The 22,511-nt window shown below is 68.9% G+C and carries 20 protein-coding genes; 5 read left to right on the top strand and 15 right to left on the bottom strand.

The annotated features are described in order from the left end of the window. Positions 1-84: 84 nt before the first annotated feature. Both ACODR1_RS06360 and ACODR1_RS06365 read right to left on the bottom strand, forming a co-directional pair. Complete coding sequence (locus tag ACODR1_RS06360) at positions 85-2,097, bottom strand: sulfotransferase (protein ID WP_488879691.1); 2,013 nt, start codon at positions 2,095-2,097, stop codon at positions 85-87. Positions 2,098-2,474: 377 nt separating this feature from the next. Further along, a complete protein-coding gene (locus ACODR1_RS06365) occupies positions 2,475-2,804 on the bottom strand; it encodes a hypothetical protein (protein WP_488879692.1) in 330 nt (109 codons plus the stop codon). Positions 2,805-2,882: 78 nt separating this feature from the next. On the opposite strand from ACODR1_RS06365, the gene ACODR1_RS06370 reads away from it, so the two are divergent. Both ACODR1_RS06370 and ACODR1_RS06375 read left to right on the top strand, forming a co-directional pair. Continuing rightward, a complete protein-coding gene (locus ACODR1_RS06370) occupies positions 2,883-3,179 on the top strand; it encodes an autorepressor SdpR family transcription factor (protein ID WP_488879693.1) in 297 nt (98 codons plus the stop codon). Further along, positions 3,176-3,550, top strand: coding sequence for an SdpI family protein (locus tag ACODR1_RS06375; RefSeq protein ID WP_488879694.1), 375 nt, complete (start codon positions 3,176-3,178; stop codon positions 3,548-3,550). Before ACODR1_RS06370 ends, ACODR1_RS06375 begins: the two co-directional genes overlap by 4 nt. A gap of 126 nt (positions 3,551-3,676) precedes the next feature. Here ACODR1_RS06375 and ACODR1_RS06380 read toward each other — a convergent pair whose 3' ends face one another. Beyond that, positions 3,677-4,975 (bottom strand): NAD(P)/FAD-dependent oxidoreductase, encoded by a 1,299-nt coding sequence (locus ACODR1_RS06380; RefSeq protein WP_488879695.1) that lies wholly within the window; start codon positions 4,973-4,975, stop codon positions 3,677-3,679. A 174-nt stretch (positions 4,976-5,149) separates the two neighbouring features. Then, positions 5,150-6,550: a glutamine synthetase family protein gene (locus ACODR1_RS06385; protein ID WP_277793839.1), complete on the bottom strand. Its 1,401-nt coding sequence runs from the start codon at positions 6,548-6,550 to the stop codon at positions 5,150-5,152. Positions 6,551-6,648: 98 nt separating this feature from the next. On the opposite strand from ACODR1_RS06385, the gene ACODR1_RS06390 reads away from it, so the two are divergent. Next, positions 6,649-6,831: an antitoxin gene (locus ACODR1_RS06390; RefSeq protein ID WP_488879696.1), complete on the top strand. Its 183-nt coding sequence runs from the start codon at positions 6,649-6,651 to the stop codon at positions 6,829-6,831. Positions 6,832-6,848: 17 nt separating this feature from the next. After that, a complete protein-coding gene (locus ACODR1_RS06395) occupies positions 6,849-7,094 on the top strand; it encodes a type II toxin-antitoxin system RelE/ParE family toxin (protein ID WP_488879713.1) in 246 nt (81 codons plus the stop codon). Positions 7,095-7,102: 8 nt separating this feature from the next. Here ACODR1_RS06395 and ACODR1_RS06400 read toward each other — a convergent pair whose 3' ends face one another. The 11 genes from ACODR1_RS06400 to ACODR1_RS06450 form a co-directional block, all read right to left on the bottom strand. After that, positions 7,103-8,509 (bottom strand): aspartate aminotransferase family protein, encoded by a 1,407-nt coding sequence (locus tag ACODR1_RS06400; protein WP_488879697.1) that lies wholly within the window; start codon positions 8,507-8,509, stop codon positions 7,103-7,105. Positions 8,510-8,595: 86 nt separating this feature from the next. Further along, complete coding sequence (locus tag ACODR1_RS06405; protein ID WP_488879698.1) at positions 8,596-9,396, bottom strand: gamma-glutamyl-gamma-aminobutyrate hydrolase family protein; 801 nt, start codon at positions 9,394-9,396, stop codon at positions 8,596-8,598. A gap of 148 nt (positions 9,397-9,544) precedes the next feature. Further along, on the bottom strand, positions 9,545-10,672 hold the full coding sequence (locus ACODR1_RS06410) for an ABC transporter ATP-binding protein (RefSeq protein WP_488879699.1): 1,128 nt from the start codon (positions 10,670-10,672) through the stop codon (positions 9,545-9,547). 148 nt (positions 10,673-10,820) lie between these two features. Beyond that, on the bottom strand, positions 10,821-11,678 hold the full coding sequence (locus ACODR1_RS06415; RefSeq protein ID WP_488879700.1) for an ABC transporter permease: 858 nt from the start codon (positions 11,676-11,678) through the stop codon (positions 10,821-10,823). 163 nt (positions 11,679-11,841) lie between these two features. After that, positions 11,842-12,735, bottom strand: coding sequence for an ABC transporter permease (locus tag ACODR1_RS06420; protein WP_488879701.1), 894 nt, complete (start codon positions 12,733-12,735; stop codon positions 11,842-11,844). Positions 12,736-12,895: 160 nt separating this feature from the next. Then, positions 12,896-13,987 carry an ABC transporter substrate-binding protein gene (locus tag ACODR1_RS06425; protein WP_116565033.1) on the bottom strand — a complete coding sequence of 364 codons (1,092 nt, stop codon included), beginning with the start codon at positions 13,985-13,987 and terminating at the stop codon, positions 12,896-12,898. 94 nt (positions 13,988-14,081) lie between these two features. Further along, positions 14,082-15,461, bottom strand: a complete 1,380-nt coding sequence (locus ACODR1_RS06430) for a glutamine synthetase family protein (RefSeq protein ID WP_488879702.1) — start codon at positions 15,459-15,461, stop codon at positions 14,082-14,084. 157 nt (positions 15,462-15,618) lie between these two features. Next, positions 15,619-16,980 carry an aspartate aminotransferase family protein gene (locus tag ACODR1_RS06435; protein ID WP_488879703.1) on the bottom strand — a complete coding sequence of 454 codons (1,362 nt, stop codon included), beginning with the start codon at positions 16,978-16,980 and terminating at the stop codon, positions 15,619-15,621. 64 nt (positions 16,981-17,044) lie between these two features. Continuing rightward, positions 17,045-18,490 (bottom strand): NAD-dependent succinate-semialdehyde dehydrogenase, encoded by a 1,446-nt coding sequence (locus tag ACODR1_RS06440; RefSeq protein WP_488879704.1) that lies wholly within the window; start codon positions 18,488-18,490, stop codon positions 17,045-17,047. A 6-nt stretch (positions 18,491-18,496) separates the two neighbouring features. Next, positions 18,497-19,987 carry an aldehyde dehydrogenase gene (locus tag ACODR1_RS06445; protein WP_488879705.1) on the bottom strand — a complete coding sequence of 497 codons (1,491 nt, stop codon included), beginning with the start codon at positions 19,985-19,987 and terminating at the stop codon, positions 18,497-18,499. A gap of 8 nt (positions 19,988-19,995) precedes the next feature. Further along, positions 19,996-20,721, bottom strand: coding sequence for a GntR family transcriptional regulator (locus ACODR1_RS06450; protein WP_488879706.1), 726 nt, complete (start codon positions 20,719-20,721; stop codon positions 19,996-19,998). Positions 20,722-20,810: 89 nt separating this feature from the next. Between ACODR1_RS06450 and aptA the strand changes: the two genes are divergently transcribed. Continuing rightward, positions 20,811-22,130, top strand: a complete 1,320-nt coding sequence (aptA, locus tag ACODR1_RS06455) for an omega-aminotransferase AptA (protein WP_488879707.1) — start codon at positions 20,811-20,813, stop codon at positions 22,128-22,130. Positions 22,131-22,511: the final 381 nt, after the last annotated feature.

Raw genomic sequence — 22,511 nt, forward strand, 5'->3', positions numbered from 1 at the left:
TCGTGAGTCCGACAATCCGGCAAAGCTTGGCGGTCGCGCAATTCACCGGACTGTTGCAAAAACGGCAGCGCCGTCTTCCGGTGGTCAAATAACAGGCGCGTCCGGATAGGCGGCCAGGACGGGCCCCAGCGCCGCCTTCAGCGGACCGAGCCACGGCTCATAGTTGCGCCACTGGTCGACCCCGTCCTTGAAAATCGGCTGGCGCACCTGTTCGGAGCTGGCGGTGCGCACGGCGCGATCGTTCTGGTGGAAATCCAGGCATGTCGCCTCGAACGGCAGGCCGCAATGGTCCAGCAACCGGCGGATCTCCCCTTCCGGATCCTCGACCATCGCCTCGTAGATCACCCGGTGCACGCGCCCCGGCAGCACGGCGTCGACGTGCGCCATCAGGTCCACGTAGTCGGCGTAGTAGCGGCCGATGTCCTCCAGGCCGTAGCTGAAGGTCTGGCCCCGCGCGAAGTGCTGCTTGAAGCCCGAGAAGCAGCAGCCCAGCGGATGGCGGCGCGCGTCGATGATCTTCGCATTGGGCAGCATCAGGTGGATCAGCCCGGCGTGCGCGAAGTTGTTGGGCATCTTGTCGACGAAGAACGGCCGGTCGGTCTTGCGCTGCACCCGCGTGCGCTCAAGATACTCCTCGCCCAGCCCCCGCAGGGCGTCGGCGTCCAGCGTCGCCAGCGCCTCGGGATAGAGCCCCTCGCCTCGCCTGCCGCCCAGCCGCTTGGCGATGGCGATGACGTCGGGCAGCTCCATCGTGCCCTCGACCTGCGAGTGGCTGGCCAGGATCTGCTCGATCAGGGTCGAGCCCGAACGCGGCAGGCCGACGACGAAGATCGGATCGGCCGCGGCCGCCCCCCAGCCCCGGCGCTCGGCGAAGAAGGCCGGCGTCAGCAGCGCCTTGCTGCGCGCCGCATGGGCCGTGGTCTCGTCGGCGTCGTAGCGGATCTGGATACGGCGCAGTTCCGCGCCGCGGGCGTAGTGGCCGAAGCTCTCCTCGTACCGACCGGCGTCCTCCAGCGCCTTGCCCAGGGCGTAGTGCAGGTGGAAGCGGTCCTCGTCGGCCAGGTCGTCGCTCGCCAGCTGGCCCTCCATGACGGCGAAGTCGTCGTCGGAGAACCGCAGGGTCTTGAGATTGGCCAGACTCCACCAGGCCTCGCCCAGCATCGGCGCCTGCTCGACGGCCTTGCGGTAGGCGGCCTCGCATTCGGCCCGGCGGCCCAGGGTCTTCAGCGCATGGCCATAGCTCATCCAGCCCTTGGGCTGGTGGGGGTGACGCGCCAGCACCTCGCGATAGATCGCCGTCGCCGCCTCGTACTCGCCGATCCGCACCAGGGCCGCGGCGCGCAGGTTGGCATAGGCCGGGTGGCGCGGGTCGGCGGCCTGCAGCAGGTCGAGCTGGGCCAGCGCCTCGAGGGTCTTGTTCTGGCGATAGAGCAAGGTCGCCAGGTTGTGCCGCGCGGCCGTGAAGCCCGGCGCGAAGGCCAGGGTCTGCGTCAGGATCCGCTCGGCGTCCTCGTAGCGGCCCAGCCGCGCGGCCACCTCGGCCAGCATCCGCAGCGCCGACGGCTCGTCGGGCCGGGCCTTCAGATAGGCCCGCAGGCCGTGCTCGGCTTCCGGCAGCCTGCCCTCGACCAGGGCCGAGGCCGCCGCGATCAGCGCCGGCTCGCGCACCGAGGCCCTCACCTGGCGGTCGCCGGCCGCCTGGGCGCCGACCAGGTCGCCCAGCACCGTCAGGGCCACCGACAGCCCGCGCCAGGCCTCGCCGAGGTCAGGATCCAGCGCCGTCGCCCGCCGCAGCGCCGCCGCCGCCTCTTGGGTTCGCCCCAGATCCAGCAGGACGAGGCCGTGCTCCAGCTGCACGTCCGGCGCCTGGGCCAGGCCGCGCGACAGCGGGGCGATCACCGCCAGCGCGCCTGCCGCGTCGCCCGACAGCCGCAGGGCCGCGGCCAGGATCAGGGTGGCGCCGGGATGACCGGGAACGGCTTCCAGAATCGCCATAGCCTGCTCGCGCGCCAGCCCCGGATCACGCGACAGCAGGCGCATGGCGTGGCCCAGCGCATCGGCCAGACTGCCCGTCGGCTCCGAAACCTGCCCCTGCATGCAACCCCGCGACGCTCTCTAAGACGAGCATCGGAGGGCGGTGCAAGGCGGGTGTCAATCGGGCGAGGGCGGATCGGCGTTGAGATGCTCGACCTGCCAACGAAGCGGCCGTCGCCGCTCCCCCTCCCTCATCAACCCTCGTCATCCCGGAAAGCCCGCAGGGCTTATCCGGGACCCAGGGGACTGGGCATGGCCGCCAATTCAAGCGCCCCAGCGGATCCCGACGCATTGCGGCGGCCCCTGGGTCCCGGGTCTCCGCTGCGCTCCGCCCGGGATGACGGCCTATTGTCGGTAACCTTGCTGCCAAGGGTGAAACCTCTCACCCTCCCACCGCTTCGCGGCGGGTCCCTGCCTCTCTCCAAGAGAGAGGGTTCAGTTCAGGCCCCGGTCTCGTCCACGGCGATGATCACCGGCTTGCCGCGCGACCAGGGCTCCCAGCCGGCCGCCACGGCCGAGGCGATCGCGGTCGCCACCAGCTTCTTGGGCACCTGCTCGGTCTTCAGCTGCGGCGCGCCGTAGCGGGGCTGCTCGCCGGGCGGAAACTCGATGACGACCTCGCGCTTGCCCTCGACGTGGTGCACGGCGATGGCCATGCCGTGCCGTTCCGTCGGGTCCTTGGACCAGTGGGGCGTGCGTTGCAGCCGCCAGACATAGGTCTCGCCGTCGACCTCGATCTCGAATTCAGGGTTCAGCTTGGTTCGCGCCATGGCGCGGTGTTAGCGCGACGCGCCCGTCGAAGCCAGCCGCCGCTTGACTCATTTCGACGATTAGCTAATCATCTCATCATGAGCCAGGTATTCAAGGCCCTCTCCGATCCCACCCGCCGGCGGGTGCTGCAGCTCCTGCGCAAGGGGCCGCTGAGCGCCGGCGAACTGAGCGACCAGTTCGACGTCTCCAAGCCGACCATGTCGGCGCACTTCGCGGTGCTGCGGGAAGCCGACCTCGTGCACGCCGAGAAAGCCGGCAAGTCGGTGATCTACCACCTGAAGCTCTCGGTGCTCGAAGAGGCGCTGCTGGGCTTCGTCCACTCGTTCGGCGTCGGCGAGCAGGCCTTGGCGTCCAAGCAGGAGGTTGCGGAATGAAGAAGGAAGTGATCGCCGATCTGGCCTGGGGCGTCGGCATCGTCGTCCTGGCCCTGGCCGCCAGCCTGGCCCGCAAGCTCGGCTATATCGACACCGACACCGTCAACCGGCTGGTCATGGGGGCCATCGGCCTGATGGTCGCCTGGTTCGGCAACCGCATGCCCAAGCGCTTCGTCCCCGTCGCCTGGGCCCGGCGGGTCCACCGGGTCGGCGGCTGGTCGATGGCGCTGAGCGGGCTGGTCTATGCCGGCCTCTGGGCGTTCGCGCCGGCGGACGTGGCGGTGCTTGGCGGCTGCGGCGCGATCCTGGCCGGGCTGGTGGTGACGATCGGCTACTGCCTGTCGCTGCGGGCGAAGTCCAAGGCCGTTTGAGACGAAAACCTCGTCCTTCGACAGGCTCAGGATGAGGTTTTTCTATCGCCCTGGCCTGTAACCGGTCCTCATCCTGAGCCTGTCGAAGGACGAGGACCATGCACGGGGCCTGAATGAGGCCCGCCCCTACAGCCGGTCGCGCAGCGCGTACCAGGAAAGACCCGCCACCGTCAGCGGCCAGCGCAGCAGGCGGCCGCCCGGGAACGGCGGGGTCGGCAGGCGCGACAGCAGCTCCACCCCGCCGGTCTCGCCCAGGGCCGCATCGGCCAGGAGCTTGCCGAACCACGGCGCCAGCATCACCCCCTGCCCCGAATAGCCGGCCGCGACCCGCACGCCCGGCGCCAGTTCGCGCACGAAGGGCGAGCGGTGCACGGTGATCCCCAGCGTCCCGCCCCAGGCGTGGGTCACCGCCACGTCGGCCAGGCCGGGATAGATCTTCAGCATGTGCCGGCGCACGAAGCCCGGCAGGTCCGGCGGGAAGCCCGGCCGATAGTTCTCGCCGCCGCCGAACAGCAGCCGGCCGTCCGGGCTCTTGCGGAAATAGTTCACGACGAAGCGGCTGTCGGCCACGGCGGCGTTCGAGCGGATGATCGTCTCGGCGCGCTCGCCCAAGGGCCCGGAAAGCGGTTCGGTCGCCAGCACGAAATTGTTGATCGGCATCACCCGGGAGCGAGCCTCGCCGCCGGCCAGTTCGTCCAGGTAGCCGTCGCCGGTCAGGATCAGCTGGTCGCACAGCACCCGGCCGGCCGCGGTCTCGACCACGATCCTTCCGCCCTCGCGCCGCCAGACGCGGGCGCGGCTGCGCTCGAAGATCATCGCCCCCTTGGTCAGCGCCGCCCGCGCCAGCCCCAGGGCCAGGTTCAGCGGATGCAGGTGGCCGCCGCCATTGTCGCGCGTCCCGCCGTGATAGACCCCCGTGCCCAGCTCCTCGGTCAGGGCGTCTTCGTCGATCGGCTCCAGTTCGTGATAGCCGTAGCGGGCGGCCATGAACTCGATGTGGTCGAGATCCTCACCTTCCCCGCCCGGCTTGTGACGGGCGTGGATCATGCCCGGCGCGAAGTCGCAGGCTATGGCGTGCTCGGCGATCACCGTCGACAGGTGCGAGCGGGCGTCCAGCGCCATCTTCCACAGCGCCAGGGCGTCGTCGCGGCCGACCGTCTTCTCCAGCCAGGCCTGGTCGTTGCGCTGGCCCATGTGCACCTGGCCGCCGTTGCGGCCCGAGGCGCCGGATCCGACCTGGGCCGCCTCCAGCACCACGACCGACACCCCGCGCGAAGCCAGTTCCAGCGCCGCGCCCAGGCCCGTATAGCCCGCGCCCACCACGCAGACGTCGGCCGTGGCGTCGCCGTCGAGGGCCGGCAATGGGTCGAACGGCGTCGCGGTCGCCGCATACCACGAAGTTGAGGGGTGGCCGGTATTCAGCATCTCCCTTCCCCCTTGATGGGGGAAAGGTCGGGGATGGGGGTGAAGCGGCCGAGGCCCGGCAAAGAACGCTTCGCGTTCACCCCCATCCGACCGCGGAGTTTATCCTTGGGCGCGCGCTTCGCGCGACCCGAGGGCGGCCACCTTCCCCCATCAAGGGGGAAGGGCTGCATGGCGCTAAACATTCAGCAGCAGGAACTCCCGCTCCCAGGGGCTGATGGTGCGCATGAAGGTCTCGTACTCGGCCTGCTTCACCCGGGCGTAGGCCGTGCAGAAGGTGGCGCCGAGGATGTCGGTCAGGGCCTTGGCCTCCTCGAACAGCGTCACCGACTCCAGGAGGCTGCGCGGCAGTTCGATGCCCCGGGCGCCGGCGTCGATCTCCACCGGCGCCGTGGGGGCCAGGTTCTGGGTCATGCCCAGATAGCCGCAGGCCAGCACCGCGGCGATGGCGAGGTACGGATTGGCGTCCGACGAGGGGATGCGGTTCTCCACCCGGCGATTGGCCGGATCGGACGGCGGCACGCGCAGGCCGCAGGTGCGGTTGTCGTAGCCCCACTGGGTGTTGACCGGCGCGCCGCTGTCGCGGGCGATGCGGCGATAGCTGTTCACGTAGGGCGCCAGAATGGCCATGATCGCCGGCAGATAGCGCTGCTGCCCGGCGATGAAGGCGTAGAAGGACGGCGTCGCCTCGCCGGTCTTCGGATCCGAAAACAGGTTGTCGCCGTCCTCGGTCAGGATCGACTGGTGCACGTGCATGGCGCTGCCAGGCTCGCCGGCCATCGGCTTGGCCATGAAGGTGGCGTAGATGTCGTGCTCCATCGCCGCCTCGCGGATGGTGCGCTTCATCATGAACACCTGGTCGGCCAGCTCCAGCGGCGTGCCGTGGCGCAGGTTGATCTCCATCTGCGCCACCCCGCTCTCGTGGATCAGGGTGTCGATCTCCAGGCCCTGGCGCTCGGAATATTCGTACATGTCCTCGAACAGGGCGTCGAACTCGTTGACCGCGCTGATCGAATAGCCCTGGCGGCCGCTCTCGGGCCGGCCCGACCGGCCGACGGGCGGCTTCAGCGGATAGTCCCAGTCGATGTTCTTCTCGACCAGATAGAACTCGATCTCCGGCGCCACGATCGGGCTCCAGCCCTTCTCGCGGTACAGCGACAGCACCCGGCGCAGCACCTGGCGGGGGCTCTCCTCCACCGGCCGGCCGTCGGGGTGGAAGGCGTCGTGGATCACCTGGGCGGTCGGGTCCTGGGCCCAGGGCACGGTGGCCAGGGTGGCCAGGTCCGGGGTCAGGAAGATGTCGGTGTCCGACTGCACCGCGTTCACCGCCCCCTCGAACTCGGGAAAGTCGCCGGTGATGGTCTGGTAGAACACCGCCAGCGGCAGGTTCATCGAAGGGGTCCCCAGGAACTTGCGCACCGGCATGATCTTGCCGCGCGCCACGCCGGCCAGGTCGGGCACGACGCACTCGATCTCCTCGATGTTCTGACTGCGGAACCAGGCCTGGGCCTCGTCCAGCGTCTTTACCCCCCGGGTGACCTTCGGACCGTCGTGGTTCTTCTTATGCTTGGGCTTCATGAGGGCGCTCCTCGCGCTTGCTGAAGTTTGGGCTGATTGAGAATTGTAACGCTTGGCGGCGGCGTTCCGCTCAGGCGGTGTCCGTGATAGTGTTGGGCATGGCCGAGCCCGATCCCGCCATCTTCGACATCGTCGACGACGAGGCTGAACGCCGCGCCGAAGCGGCGGCCGACGCCGACGTCGAAGCCGGTCGCGGCGTTCCGCACGAGCGCATGCGCGAGTGGCTCAAGACGGTCGGCACGCCGGACCAGAAGCCGACCCCGTATTCGTGGCGGAAGTGATCTGAACCGACAGGGCGCTGGCCGACATCGAAGCCGTCGTGGCTTACATTGTCAGCCAGCATAGTCCGATCGCAGCCCAACGCTTGGCTCACCGCCTCATTGCGGCGGGCGACGCTCTCGAGACCAATTCCGATCGAGGCCGAACGATAAGCCGCGGCCGGCGAGAATTGGCTGTCGTCCCTCCCTACCTGATCCGATACCAGGTTCGCGAGGACGCCATCTGGATCCTGGAAGTCCGACACGGCGCGCGCGGGCCGGACTGAGGCGATACTCACGCATCGCCCTCCTTCGGCTTCAGGGCCCGCAGCACCGGCTCGGCCTCGTCGAGCGACTTCCTGATGATGCCGACCAGCTCGTCGATCTGCGCCTTGGTGATGATCAGCGGCGGGCAGCAGACGATGCTGTCGCGGATGGCGCGCACCATCAGGCCGTTCTTGATACACAGGTCGCGCACGATCGGTCCCGCCTCGCCCTCCTTGTCGAGGAAGCGATGGTTGGTCCCCTTCTCGCGCACGATCTCGACCGCGCCGATCAGGCCAAGCGAGCGGGTCTCGCCCACCAGCGGATGGTCGTTCAGCGACGCCAGCGCCTGCGCCAGATAGGGGCCGGTCTCGGTGGCCGTACGCTCGACCAGCCCCTCGCGCTCCATGATCTCGATGTTCTTCAGCGCCACGGCCGCCGCCGTCGGATGGCCCGAATAGGTAAAGCCGTGAATGAAGTCGCCGCCCTTCTCGCGCAGCTCGGCGACGATGTGGTCGGCCACGCCCACGGCCGAGATCGGCAGGTAGCCGGACGACAGCCCCTTGGCCATGGCGATCAGGTCGGGCTTGATCCCGTAGTGCTGGTGGCCGAACCACGCGCCCAGCCGGCCAAAGCCGCAGATCACCTCGTCGCAGACCAGCAGTATGCCGTACTTGCGGCACAGGGCCTCGACCGCCGGCCAATAGCCGTCCGGCGGAATGATCACCCCGCCCGCCCCCTGCACCGGCTCGCCGATGAAGGCCGCGACGTTCTCGGGCCCGACCTCGAGGATCTTGTCCTCGATCGCCTTGACCGCCCGGTCGCGGAAGGCGGCCGGATCCTCGCCGAAGCCGTCGCCGAACAGGTAGGGCTGCATCACGTGCTCGACGCCGGCGATCGGCAGGTCGCCTTGGCGGTGCATGTGCTTCATGCCGCCCAGCGACACGCCGGCCACGGTCGAGCCGTGATAGGCGTTCCAGCGGCTGATGAAGACCGTGCGGCTCGGCTGGCCTTTGAGCTTCCAGTAATGGCGCACCAGGCGGAAGACGGTGTCGTTCGCCTCCGACCCCGACGAGTTGTAGAAGACGTGGGAAAGATGCCCGCCCATCTTCTGCGCGATCTTGGCCGCCAGCTGGATCGGCGGCGGCGTCGCGGTCTTGAAGAAGGTGTTGTAGTACGGCAGCTCCAGCATCTGGTCGTAGGCCGCCTGGGCCAGCTCGGTGCGGCCATAGCCGACATTGACGCACCACAGCCCGGCCATGCCGTCGAGGATCCGGTGGCCCTCGCCGTCGTGGATGTAGACGCCCTCGGCCCGCGTGATGATGCGGCTGCCGCCCTGCTCGGCGATGACCTTGTGATCGGCCTGGGCCGGCAGGTGGTGAGCCAGGTCCAGGCGCTTGAGCTCGGCGATGTCGTGGTTGCGGAGGGGGGCGGTCATGGTTGCTCTTCCTCGATGACTTTCTTTTTTCTCCCTTCCCCCTTTGATGGGGGAAGGGTCGGGGATGGGGGTGACAGCGTGTCAGGTCATGGCTCGGGCCGAACCGCCGCAGTCACCCCCACCCCTGCCCCCTCCCCCATCGAGGGGGAGGGGAATTCCTTGCGCAGCGCCTGGCCGAACAGCTGGAAGAACACCTGGCTCTGAGGGTTCTCCTCCGGCTTCCATTCCGGATGCCACTGCACGGCCAGCACCGGCGCGCCGCCCACGCTGGCCGACACCGCCTCGACGACGCCGTCCTGCGCCCGAGCCTCGACCGCCAGGCCCTCGCCCAGCCGGTCGACACCCTGGTAGTGCACCGAATTGACCACCGCCCGCTCGGTCCCGAACGCCGTGGCCAGCACCCCGCCGGGGGTCAGGTCGACCGGGTGGCGATGGTCGAACATGCCGGCGAAGTCGACCTCGTCGGGCGCATGATGGGCGATCAGTTCGGCGCTGGTCGCCATGTCGCGCCGCAGGGTGCCGCCGAAGGCGACGTTGATCTCCTGGAAGCCCCGGCACACCCCGAACACCGGCCGGCCCAGATCCAGCATGGCCTTGATCAGATCCCGGGTCATGACGTCGCGATCTCGGTCGAACGGCCCCGGCGCGTCGTCCACCGCCTCGTCGTAGAAGGCGGGGTCGAGGTTCGACGGGCTGCCGGTCAGCATCAGGCCGTCCAGCCGGGCGGCGACCTCCGAGGCCTTCATCAGCCCCGGCATCGACGGCACCAGCAGGGCCGCGGCGTCGGCGTATTTCATCGCGCCGGCGACATAGCGGTTCATCACCGCCTGGGCCGGCTCGATCCCGACGGTGCGGGTGCAGCAGATGACGCCGGCGACGGGTCGCATCAGCAGTCTCCTCCCTTCCCCCTTGATGGGGGAAGGGTCGGGGATGGGGGTGACAGCGCGTCAGGACCTGGCGCAGCCGCCAGCGCCGCAACCACCCCCACCCCTGGCCCCTCCCCCATCAAGGGGGAGGGGAAATGTGCGGGCGTGCTCACGACAGCAGCACCGCCGGCGAGCAGGCGTGCCAGGCGATCCACACCGCCTCGCCCAGCCGGAAGTCCTCCTGGTCCCAGCGGGTCAGGTTGGGGCGCTGCACCTTCACGCGGCGGCCGCCCTCGATTTCCACCTCGTAGGTCGACACCCCGCCCAGATAGGCCTCGTGCCGGATGACGCCCGCCACCGCGTTGGTGCCCTTGGGCGCGTCGCCCATGTTCGGCGGCTCGCCGTCGTCGGGGCGCTTGTGCAGCTCGATCTTCTCGGGCCGGATCGCCGCCCACACCGTGCCGCCGCGCGGACCGGTCACGCCGTGGTCGAGAAAGATGTCGGTCGGCAGCCCCGGCGAACGGATCACCGCGTGGCTCGGCTCGTCCACCGCCAGCACGCCCTCGAACAGGTTCACGCTGCCGATGAAGTCGGCCACGAAGCGGCTGTTGGGAAACTCGTAGAGGTCGTTGGGCGCGGCCACCTGCTGCAAGAGCCCCTTGCTCATCACCGCGCAGCGCGTCGCCAGCGCCAGGGCCTCGTCCTGGTCGTGGGTGACCATGATGAAGGTGATGCCCACCTTCTCCTGCAGGGTGCACAGCTCGGTGCGCATCTGCTCGCGCAGCTTGGCGTCCAGGGCCGACAGCGGCTCGTCCAGCAGCAGCACCCGCGGCCGCTTGACCAGCGCCCGGGCCAGGGCGACCCGCTGCCGCTGCCCGCCCGACAGCTGGTCGGGCTTGCGCTGGCCAAGGCCGCCCAGTTGCACCAGCTCCAGCGCCTCCTCGACCCGCCGGTCGCGCTCGGCCTTGCTCACCCGGTCGACCTTCAGGCCGTAGGCGACATTGTCGGCCACCGTCATGTGCGGGAACACCGCGTAGGACTGGAACACCATGTTCACCGGCCGCTTGTTGGGCGGCACGTTCGAGATGTCCTGGCCGTCGATCAGGATCCGCCCCTCGGTCGGCGTCTCGAACCCGGCCAGCATCCGCAGCAGGGTGGTCTTGCCGCAGCCCGACGGCCCCAAGAGCGCGAAGAACTCGCCCTCCCGGATGCTCAGCGACACGTTGTCGACCGCCGCCAGCTTGCCGAAGCGCTTGGTGACGTTCTCGAAGGTGATGATGGATTTGGCTTCGGTCACTTCGTCATTCCCCCCGAAAACGTCAGCGGCCAAGGCCCCCTCCGGCCCTCCGGGCCACCTCCCCCAGAGGGGGAGGATCTATGCCGAGCAGATGCTCCCCCTCTGGGGGAGCTGTCGGCAAAGCCGACTGAGGGGGTTTCCCGCGCACTCATTTCCCATCCCCCCCATGCGCCCCGGCCGTCGCCGCCGGATCGCCCTGCAGCTTCAGCGCCACGGCGGTCAGGATCACGGTCAGCACGATCAGGATGGTCGAGGCGGCGTTGACCTCGGGCGTCACCGAGAAGCGCACCATCGAATAGACCTTCACCGGGAAGGTCACGGTGTCGGGGCCCGCCGTGAAGAAGGTGATGACGAAGTCGTCGAGGCTCAGCGTGAAGGCCAGCAAGGCCCCGGCCACCAGCGACGGGGTCATGTGCGGCAGGATCACATCCTTGATGGTGCGAAACTCGCCGGCCCCCAGGTCGCGCGCGGCCTCCTCCAGCTCGCGGTTGAAGCTGGCCATGCGGGCCCTCACCACCACCGCCACGAACGGGAACGAGAAGGTCACGTGGGCGATGATGATCGCCCCCAGGTTCAACGGCCAGACCAGGCCCTGCGGCCAGGGCAGCACCTTGGCGAAGAACACCAGCATGCCCACGCCCATGCAGATCTCGGGCACCACGATCGGCAGGGCCAGCGCCCCGTCCACCACCGTCTTGCCCGGAAAGCGGAACCGCCACAGGGCCAGGGCGACCATGGCGCCCAGCACCACGCTGAGCACGGTCGAGACCGCCGCGATCGTCAGGCTGTTGGCGAAGGCCTCGATCAGGCCGTCGTTGTTGAAGGCCTTCTCGTAATATTTGAGCGTGAAGCCCTTCCAGACGATGTTGCGCCGGCTGTCGTTGAAGCTGAAGGCCATCAGGGCGATCAGCGGCGCATAGAGGAACACCCCCACCGCCAGCAGCCACAGCCGGATCGGCCAGCGGCGCAGGTATTCAAGCGGACCTGGCGGAGCGCGCTTGGTCATCGGAAAACCTCCCCCTTCCCCCTCGATGGGGGAAGGGCCGGGGATGGGGGTGACAGCGGCGTTTCAGGATGTGGCGCGGCCGGGCCCAGGCCCGCCGACGGGGTCACCCCCACCCCTGCCCCTCCCCCATCAAAGGGGGAGGGAGAAGAAAGAAGCGGCGAGCTCATCCCACGCCCTCCTTCTTCCGGCCCTTCGACAGCAGCGCCTGCACGGCGATGGCGATGAAGGTCAGGTACATCAGCAGGAAAGACAGGGCCGCGCCGAACGGCCAGTCGTTGGCGCGCTTGAACTGGCGCTCGATGACGTTGGCGATCATCTGGCTGTCGGGGCCGCCCAGCAGGTCGGGCGTCAGATAGGCGCCCAGCGCCGGGATGAAGGTTATCAGTATGCCCGAGGCGATACCCGGCAGGGCCAGCGGCACGACGATGCGGAACAGGGTGCGCAGGTGCCCGGCGCCGAGGTCGAGGCTGGCCTCCAGCAGCGACTTGTCCAGCCGGTCCAGCGCCGAATAGAGCGGCAGCACCATGAACGGCAGGTGCACGTAGACGAGGCCCAGGATCACCGCGAAATTGTTGTGCAGCAGTTCCAGCGGCTGGTAGGCGCCCAGCGGCGCGACCTTGGCGCCGATGTTCCAGAACCACTCGAAGGTCTGGTTGACGTAGCCCTCGGTCCGCAGCACCGCGATCAGCGCATAGGTGCGGATCAGGAGGTTGGTCCAGAACGGCAGCATGACCAGCAGCAGGAGCCAGGTCTTGGCCTTCTGCGAAGCGAAGGTGATGGCCAGGGCCACCGGGAAGCCGATCACCAGGCACAGCGCCGTCGTCAGCGCCGCCACCCAGGCCGACTTGACGAAGATCTTCAGGTACAGCGGCTCCAGCGCCCGGGCGTAGTTGGCGATCGTGCCGGTGAACGAGATCTCGGTCAGCCCGACATTGTGACCGAAGCTGTAGGCCCAGACGATCGCCATCGGCGCGACGAAGAACACCACCAGCCAGACCAGCGGCGGTCCCAGCGCGGCGGCGAACACCGCCTTGGCCTTCTTCCAGCTCTGTTCCATTTTCACGGAGCTCCAAGATCCTCCCCCTCTGGGGGAGGTGTCGGCGAAGCCGACGGAGGGGGGTGTAGCTGCGAAGGCGAGACGCTCAGCGGAAGCTGAAAACGTCCCGCCTCCGGCCCTCCGGGCCACCTCCCCCAGAGGGGGAGGATCACCGGCGCGCTTACGCCGCCCGCACGCGGGTGATGATCTCCTCGTAGAGGCTGGCCTTCTCCGCCCCCTCGAAGGCCCCATACTCGCACTTGGCCATGATGGCGGCGGGCGGGAAGATCACCGGATTGTTCTTGTAGTCGTCCGGCATCAGCGCCTTGGCCGCCGCATTGGGCGTCGGATAGAGGATCGTCTTGCTGATCTCGGCGCCGGCCTGGGCGTCCAGCAGGTAGTTGATGAACTTGTGGGCGTTGTTCGGACGCGGCGCGCCCTTCGGGATGCACAGGCAGTCCGAATTGATGAGGCTGCCTTCCTTGGGCACCACGAAGTCGACGTCGTCGTCGTCCTTCATCGCCTGGGCGATGTCGCCGTTGTATTCGAGCACGACGTCCACCTCGCCCGACAGCAGCAGGTCCTGGCCGTTGTCGTCGTGGAAGGCCTTCACGAACGGCTTCTGCTTTATCAGCATCTGCTCGATCCTCGGCAGCATGTCGGCCGGGATGTCGTTGACCGAATGGCCCAGGTACTTGGCCGACAGGCGCACTAGGTCGGCGCTTTCCGACAGCAGGGCGATCTTGCCGGCGTACTGGTTGCTGTCGAACAGCCACTTCCAGCTGTCGGGAACGCCTTTGACCTTGCTCTTGCGATAGCCGATGCCCAGCACCAGCCAGGTATAGGGCAGCGAGAACTTCCGGCCCGGGTCGAAGTCCGGGTTCATGAAGGTCGGGTCGATGTTCTTGATGTTGGGGACCTTGGCGTGGTCCAGCGCCTCCAGCATGCCGGCCTGGGCCATGCGGGTGACGAACTCGTTGGACGGCACGATGACGTCGAAACCCGGATTGCCCGCCTTCAGCTTGGCGAACAGTTCGTCGTTGGTCGCGAACAGGCTCATGTTCACGTCGACGCCGCTGGCCTTCTTGAAGTCGCCCAGCGTGGTTTCGCCGATATAGGTGTCCCAGTTGTAGAAGTTCAGCTTGGCCTCTTCGCCGCCCTCCGACGGCGCGGGCTTCTCGCCGCAGGCGGTGAACGACAGGCCGATGGCCGCCGCGCCGAACGCGGTCAGCAGCGAGCGGCGCGAGGCCCCCCGGAAGTGGTTGGTGCTCATGGCCTCGAAACTCCCTCTTTCGTTCGCATGAAGCGGACGAGGCCCCTTCCCCGCCGCCGGTTCAACCTAAAGCCTTACTCCTGGCGTCCCGCCGTCAGGCGTTGCGCAGATACCAGTCATAGTCGAGCTGTCCGACCACCTCGAAGAACCGTGCCTGCTCGGTGCGCTTCACCGAGACGAACATCTCGACGAAGCGCGCGCCCAGGTAGTCGGCCAGCACGTCGGACTTCTCGAAGAGGTCGACGGCGGCGAACCAGTTGGACGGCAGGCGCACGTTCTCCTTGGCCGCGGCGGCATAGCCGTCGCCGACCACCGCCGGGCCCGGATCGATCCTGTTGGTGATGCCGTGGTGGGCGGCCGCCAGCAGCGTCGCCATCACCAGGTACGGATTGCCATCGGCCCCGGCCACGCGGTGCTCCACGTGCCGCGTCGGCGCAGGCCCCGCCGGCACGCGCAGGGAAACCGTGCGGTTGTTGACGCCCCAGGTCGGAGCCACGGGCGCGTAGCTATTGGCCTTGAAGCGGCGATAGCTGTTGGCGTTGGGCGCCAGGATCGCCATGCCCTCGCCCAGCAGCGCCTTCATGCCGCCGATGGCGTGCTTGAGCAGGCTTGATCCTTCCGGATCCTCGGCGGCGCACAGGTTGTTTCCGTCGCCGTCGTTGAAGCTCACATGCACGTGGAAGCCGTTGCCCGCCTTGTCGGCCCAGGGCTTGGCCATGAAGGTCGCCTCGCAGCCGTGGCGCAGGGCCACTCCCTTGGCGGCGCGCTTGTAGAGCACCGCGTCGTCGGCGGCCCGCAGGGCGTCGGGCTTGTGCTTGAGGGTCAGCTCCACCTGGGCCGGGGCGAACTCCGAGATCGCCCCTTCCAGCGGCACCCCGAGCACGTCGGCCGTGTCCCACAGTTCGCGCAGGAACGGGGCGTTGGCCTCCAGCTCCGGCAGGCCATAGACCTGGATGCCGGTCGGTCGCTGGCCGGTCAGCACCGACTTGGCGGGCAGGAGCTCGCCGCCGGGCCCGCGCTCGATGTCGACCAGGTAGTATTCCAGTTCGCAGGCCGCGACCGGCGTCAGGCCGTCGGCGGCGTAGCGGTCGAGCACTCGTTGCAGCACGTGGCGCGGATCAAGATCGTTGGGCGTCCCGTCCAGTTCGTACAGCGACAGCATCACCTGGGCGACGTCGGGGCCCAGCCACGGGGCCAGGGTCAGGGTCCCGGGCACGGGCCGCGCGCGGCGGTCGGCGTCGCCGTCTTCCCAGACCAGGCCCGTCTCCTCGCAGTCGGCCCCCACGGTGTCGACCACCAGGATCGAGCCGGGCAGGAACCGGCCGTAGTCGTAGATCGCCTGCAGTTCGTGCACCCGCAACCGCTTGCCGCGCGGCACCCCGGTCATCGAGGTGAAGAACACCTCGACGAACTTCACCTGCGGGTTGGCGGCCAGGAAGTCGCGGCATTCGTCTGGAGAGGCGACGGCGGTCATAGGCAAGACTCCCCCTTCCCCCTTGATGGGGGAAGGGTCGGGGATGGGGGTGACAGCGGCGGTTGGTGATCCTGCGCGGCCGAGCCAAGGCCCGCCGGCGGTGTCACCCCCACCCCTGCCCCTCCCCCATCGAAGGGGGAGGGAAAGTGAAAACACGTCATGCCGACACCTCCCCGACAGCCACGGCGAACGCATCGACCGCCGCGACCAGCCGGTCCACCGCCGCGTCCTCGGTGACGGGCGAGACCAGCATCATGTTGTGGAAGGGCGCGATCAGCACCCCTCGGTTGATCAGCCACAGATGCAGCGCTTCGACAGCCTCGTGGTCCAGAACTTTCCGCATCGACGCGGCGTCGCGCGGCGGCGGGTCGGCGAAGACCAGCTCCACCCGCGCGCCGACATGCACCACCGACCACCCAAGGCCGCGCGCGGCGATCACGCCCTTCAGCCCGGTCACCAGGCGCTCGGCGCCGGCCAGCATCCTGGCGTAGGCCGCGTCGGTCATCACCTCCGACAGCATGGCCCGCATGGCCGCCATGGCCAGCGCATTGCCCGACAGCGTGGTGCCGATCCCCGACTGGCCCGGACCGATGCGGCCTTGCGCCTCGTCCATCCGCGCCGAAAGCTCGGCGGTCACGCCCCAGACGGCGGCCGGCACGCCGCCGGCCACGGCCTTGCCCAGCACGAAGACGTCGGGCTCCAGGCCATGCGCTTTCGTGTAGCCGCCGGGACCGGTCGAGATCGTGTGGGTCTCGTCGACGATCAGCAGTGTCCCCGCCTCGCGCGTCAGCCTGCGCAAGGCGTCGTGGAATCCCGGGTCAGGCAGGATCATCCCGCAGTTGGTCATCACCGGCTCGGCCAGCACCGCGGCGACGTCGCCGGGGGCCAGGGCCGCTTCCAGCGCGTCGAGATCGTTGAACGGCACGACGCGGGTGGTGGCCGTCAGGTCCTGCACCTGGCCCAGCAGGCCGGGCTTCATCGCGGACGCGCCGTCCTTCAGCACCACGAAGGCGTCCTCGACCATGCCGTGGTAGCAGCCGTCGAACACCAGCACGACCGGCCGCCGCGTCACCGCCCGCGCCCAGCGGATGGCCGCGCGGTTGGCGTCGCTGGCCGTGGTCGCCGCCTGCCACAGCGGCAGGCCGAACCGCTCGGCCAAGAGCTTGCCGACGATCACCGCCGAGGCGGTGGGCAGCATGAACCCGGCGCCCCGCTTGGCCTGATCCGCGACGGCAGCGGCCACGGAGGCGTCGCCATGGCCGAACATCGACGGCGTGTCCCCCAGGCAGAAGTCGTCATACAGCTTGCCGTCGACGTCGGTGATCTGCGCGCCGACGCCCTGGGCGGCGAAGATCGGGCTGGGGCAGGCCCAGTCGCCCATCCAGTGCATCGGCACGCCTCCGCGCCACACGGCCGATGCCGCCTTGGCCATGGCGACGCTGCGCGGATGCTCGGCCAGGAACTTGGCGCGTTCGCTAGCGATGAGGTCGGGGAGCGTGCGGGTAAGCTCAGCGATCATGCCGACACCCCTCTTTTCCCTTCCCCCATCAAGGGGGAAGGGAGCGCGTATGCGGCCTCTCCCCTCATGCCACCCCGCCAAAGCACAGGTACTTGGTCTCGAAATACTCATCGAGACCCTCGGAGCTGCCCTCACGGCCCAGGCCCGACTCCTTGACCCCGCCGAACGGCGCCACCTCGGTCGAGATCAGGCCTTCGTTGATCCCGACCATGCCGGCCTCGATGGCCTCGGCCACGCGCCAGCAGCGGCCGACGTCGCGGCTGTAGAAATAGGCCGCCAGGCCGAACGGCGTGGCGTTGGCCAGGGCGACCGCCTCGTCCTCGGTCTCGAACTTCACGATCGGCGCGACGGGGCCGAAAATCTCCTCGTTGAACAGGCGCATGTCCGCCGTCGCGCCGGTCAGCACGGTGGGCTGGTAGAACAGGCCGCCCAGTTCGTGGCGCTCGCCGCCGACCTCGACCCGCGCGCCGGCCGCGACGGCCTCGCGCACCAGGGCCTCGACCTTGACGATGGCCTTGTCGTTGATCAGCGGGCCGATCACCACGCCCTCGCCCGTGCCTGCGCCCACCTTCATCGCCGCGACCTTCTCGGTCAGGCGTTTGGCGAAGGCGTCGTGGATGCCGGCCTGCACGATCAGGCGGTTGGCGCAGACGCAGGTCTGGCCGGTGTTGCGGTACTTGCTGGCGATCGCGCCGTCGACGGCGGCCTCCAGGTCGGCGTCGTCGAAGACGATGAAGGGCGCGTTGCCGCCCAGCTCGAGGGAAAGCTTCTTCATCGTGCCGGCGCACTGGCCGTAGAGCACCTTGCCCACGGGGGTAGACCCGGTGAACGACAGCTTGCGCACCCGGCCGTCCTCGCACAGGGCCTTGCCGATGGCGCTGGCGTCCGTGCCGGTGACGATGTTGAGTACGCCGGCCGGCACGCCCGCCTCGATGGCCAGGCGGGCGATGGCCAGGGCGCACAGCGGCGTCTCGGCCGCCGGCTTGACCACCACGGTGCAGCCGGCCGCCAGGGCCGGGCCGACCTTGCGGGTGATCATGGCGATCGGAAAGTTCCACGGCGCGATCGCCGCGCACACCCCGATCGGCTGCTTGATCGAGGCCAGCCGCTTCTTCGGATCCGGCGTCGGAATGGTGTGGCCGTAGCCGCGCTTGGCCTCCTCGGCGAACCAGTCGATGAAGCTGGCGCCGTAGGCCACCTCGCCCTTCGACTCCGCCAGCGGCTTGCCCTGCTCGGCGGTCATCAGCCGGGCTAGGTCGTCGGCGTGGGCGAGCATCAGGTCGCTCCACTTGCGCAGGATCGCCCCGCGCTCCTTGGCCGTCTTGCCCGCCCAGGCCGGGAACGCCCGGTGCGCCGCCTCGATGGCGATCCGCGTCTCGCCCGCCCCCAGGTCGGCCACCCTGGCGATCAGCGAGCCGTCGGCCGGATTGGTCACGTCGAAGGTCGCCTCGCCCTCGATCCACAGGCCGTCGATGAAGGCTTCGGTTTCGACAAGGTTCAGGGCGGTCATGGCAGGCTACCTCAGCGTTACGGACACCGACTTCAGGTCGGCGTACTTGTGCAACGCATGTAGGCTGCGGTCGCGGCCAAAACCCGACTGCTTGAAGCCCCCGAACGGCATGGTGATGTCGCAGGCGTCCCAGCCGTTGACCCAAACGAGGCCCGCCTTCAGCTTCCGCGCCCCCTTCAGGCCCCGATTGATGTCGCTGGTCCACAGGCCGGCGGCCAGGCCATAGACCGTGTCGTTGGCCAGGGCGAAGGCCTCGTCCTCGCCGGTGAAGCTCATCACGCCCAGGACGGGTCCGAACACCTCTTCCCGGGCGAGCTTGTGGCTCGGCAACACGCCGTCGAAGATGGTCGGCTCCACATAGAACCCGCCGGTCTCGATCCGCACCTGCGACCCGCCCAGCACCGGCGCGCCGCCCTCTTCCCGGGCCTTGTCGATATAGCTGAGCGCGGTCTGCATCTGCCGCTCGCTGACCATCGCCCCGAAACCCGTCTGCGGATCCAGCGGATCGCCGACCTGGATTGTCTTGGCGACCGCGACCACCTTCTCCAGGAACTCGTCCTTGATCGAGGCCTCGACCAGCAGGCGCGAGGCGGCCGTACAGACCTCGCCCTGGTTATAGAACACGCCCCAGGCGGCGGCCTCCGCGGCCGCGTCGAGATCGGGGCAGTCGGCGAAGACGATCTGGGGCGACTTGCCGCCCAGCTCCAGCGACACGCGCTTGAGGTTGCTCTGCGCGGCGTACTCCATCAGCCGCCGGCCGGTGGGGCCCGAGCCGGTGAAGGCGATCATGTCGACGTCCATCGATCGCGCCAGGGCCTGGCCGGCGATCGCGCCGAAGCCCGGAACCACGTTCAGCACCCCTGCCGGAAGCCCGGCTTCGAGGGCCAGCTCCCCCAGCTTCAACGCCGTCAGCGGCGACTGCTCGGCGGGCTTGAGCACGACGGAATTGCCCATGGCCAGGGCCGGCGCGACCTTCCACATCGCCATGTGCAGCGGGAAGTTCCACGGCACGATCGCGCCGATCACGCCCAGCGGCTCGTGGGTGGCGAAGGAAAGACGGTCCGCCGGCGAGGCGCCGACCTCGCCATAGACCTTGTCCAGGGCCTCGGCGTACCAGCGGGTGGTGTTGATCGCGAGGGGCACGTCCACGCTGCGCGCATCGCGGATCGGCTTGCCGACGTCCAGGCTCTCCAGCAGGGCCAGGTCCTCGGCGTCCCGCTCCATCAGCTCGGCCAGCCGGAACAGCACCTTCTTCTTCTGGCGCGGATGCAGGTCTCGCCAGCGGCCGTCCTCGAAGGTGGCGCGGGCGGCGGCCACGGCGCGCTCGACGTCGGCGACGTCGCAGGCAGCCACCGTGTTGAGCACCGCCCCGTCGCGCGGCCCGACATTGTCGAAGGTTCCGCCCGAGGCCGCGCCGACCAGCACGCCGTCGATCACCGCCCGGCCAGGAAGGGCCAGGCGGCGCAGGTGCTCGGAGATGGATGCGGGAACGCTCACGTCCTGCCTCATGAAACTGTGATCACAGTTTGCCCCGCCGGAGCGACTGTCAAGCCGGCGCCGGCCTCGACCGCCGCGCGCATCTTGTCCATGCCTTCGGACAGGTCAGCGGCGATGGCCCGGCGGGCGCCCTCGGCGTCGCGGGCCTTCAGGGCGTCCATGGCCTCGGCGTGGCGGTCGGCCGGCAGGCTGCCCGTGCCGACACGACCGAACACCACCCGCATGAACGGACCGATCTGCAGCCACAGGCCGCCGGCCATGGCCAGCAGCACATCGGTTCCGGCCCGCTCGTAGATGGCGAAGTGGAAGGCGTGGTTGGCCACCATGTAGCGGTCGACGTCGCCCACCCGCAGGGCCTCTTCCAGGTCCTGGTCGATGGCTTTCAGCTTGCGCACCAAGGCCTCGTCGGCCCGGGGCGCGGCGCGGGCGGCCAGCTCCGGCTCGATCCACTGGCGCGCCAGCTCCAGCTGCTCCAGCCGCTCGGCGGTCAGGGAAGGCACGCTAAGGCGCTTGTTGGCCGGGTTGATGGCCAGGGCCCGCTCGGCCACGAGGCGCCGCACGGCGTCGCGCACCGGCATCGGCGACACCCCCAGCTCGGCGGCCAGGCTGCGCAAGGATACGCCGACGCCCGGCGCGATCTTGCCGGTGATCAGGGCCTGGCGAATGGAGTCGTAGACTTGGTCGTGCACCGCCGTGGAATCGGCCAGGGAACGGCGCGTTTTCGGCTCGACCATGTCCCCTCTTCACTCCGGCTCAATCCAGGGGTTGCCAGCTAGTCGATAATTGCGATCACAATGCAAGGTCTCAGACCCTGGAGCGCGAGATGCCCGACTTCGGCGCCAACGACCTCGACGCCTACTGGATGCCGTTCACGCCCAACCGGCGCTTCAAGGCCAATCCGCGCCTGCTCGCCAGCGCCAAGGGCATGCACTACGCCACGCCCGACGGCCGCCAGATCCTCGACGCCACCTCGGGCCTGTGGTGCGTCAACGCCGGCCACGGCCGCGAAGCGATCACGCAGGCCATCCGCAGGCAGGCCGGCGAGATGGACTATGCGCCGAGCTTCAACCTGGGCCACCCGCTGGCGTTCTCGTTCGCCTCGCGCCTGGCGCAGGTGACGCCGAAGGGCCTGGACCGGATCTTCTTCACCAACAGCGGCTCGGAGTCGGTCGACACGGCGCTGAAGATCGCCCTGGCCTATCACCGCTCCCGCGGCAAGGGGACCAAGACCCGGCTGATCGGCCGCGAGCGCGGCTATCACGGCGTCGGCTTCGGCGGCATCTCGGTGGGCGGCATCCCCAAGAACCGCATGTATTTCGGATCCTTGCTCACCGGCGTCGACCACCTGCCCCATACCCACGGCCTGCCCGAGAACCTGTTCAGCCAGGGCCTGCCCCAGCACGGCGCGCACCTGGCCGACGACCTGGAACGCATCGTCGCCCTGCACGACGCCTCCAACATCGCCGCCGTCATCGTCGAGCCCGTCGCCGGCTCGACCGGCGTGCTCGTGCCGCCCGAGGGCTACCTTCAGAAGCTGCGGGCGATCTGCGACCGGCACGACATCCTGCTGATCTTCGACGAGGTGATCACCGGTTTTGGCCGGGTCGGCGCGCCCTTCGCCGCCGACCGCTTCGGCGTCACGCCCGACCTTCTGTGCATGGCCAAGGGCCTGACCAACGCCGCCGTGCCGGCCGGCGCGGTGGCCGCCAGCACCGCCATCTACGAGACCATGCTCGACGGCGCCGACGCACCGATCGAGCTCTTTCACGGCTACACCTATTCGGGCCATCCGCTGGCCTGCGCGGCGGGCCTGGCCACGCTGGAGATCTACCAGGGCGAGGGCCTGTTCGAGCGCGCGCTCTCGGTCGAGCCCTACTGGCGCGCGGCCGTCCATTCCCTGCGCGACGCCCGCCACGTCATCGACATCCGCGACTTCGGCCTGATCGCCGGCATCGAGCTCTCCCCCCGCCCCGGCGCCCCCACGGCCCGGGCCATGGAGGCCTTCGAAGCCGCCTTCGACCAGGGCCTGCTGATCCGGGTCACGGGCGACATCATCGCCCTCTCGCCGCCGCTGATCATCGAGGAGACGCAGATCGACCAGGTCGTCGAGACGATCAGGAAGGTGCTGGCTGCTGTGGAATAGATCCTCCCCCTCCGGGGGAGGTGGCCCGAAGGGCCGGAGGGGGGGACGTTTTCAGCTTTTGAGGCGTCGGCCGACCTTCCACCCACGCCCACCGCCACTCAAAGCCCTTCCCCCTTTGATGGGGGAAGGGTTGGGATGGGGGTGACTTCGCGCGTTCAACCCGCACCGCCGTTTCAAGCCTGACCGCCGCAACCACCCCCAACCCCGGCCCTTCCCCCATCAAGGGGGAAGGGAGAAGGCGGTCTGACGGGGATAGAGCCCCGTCCATCCCCGGCGCTCGCCAAAAACTCCTGAACAAATCCAATCACTTCCAACTTTCTCACGCCCGTCGATCAGACGCGCTCAAACCCGCCGTACACTCTACCTGTCTCGCCGCACCGA

The sequence above is a fragment of the Caulobacter sp. FG7 genome (assembly GCF_057808875.1).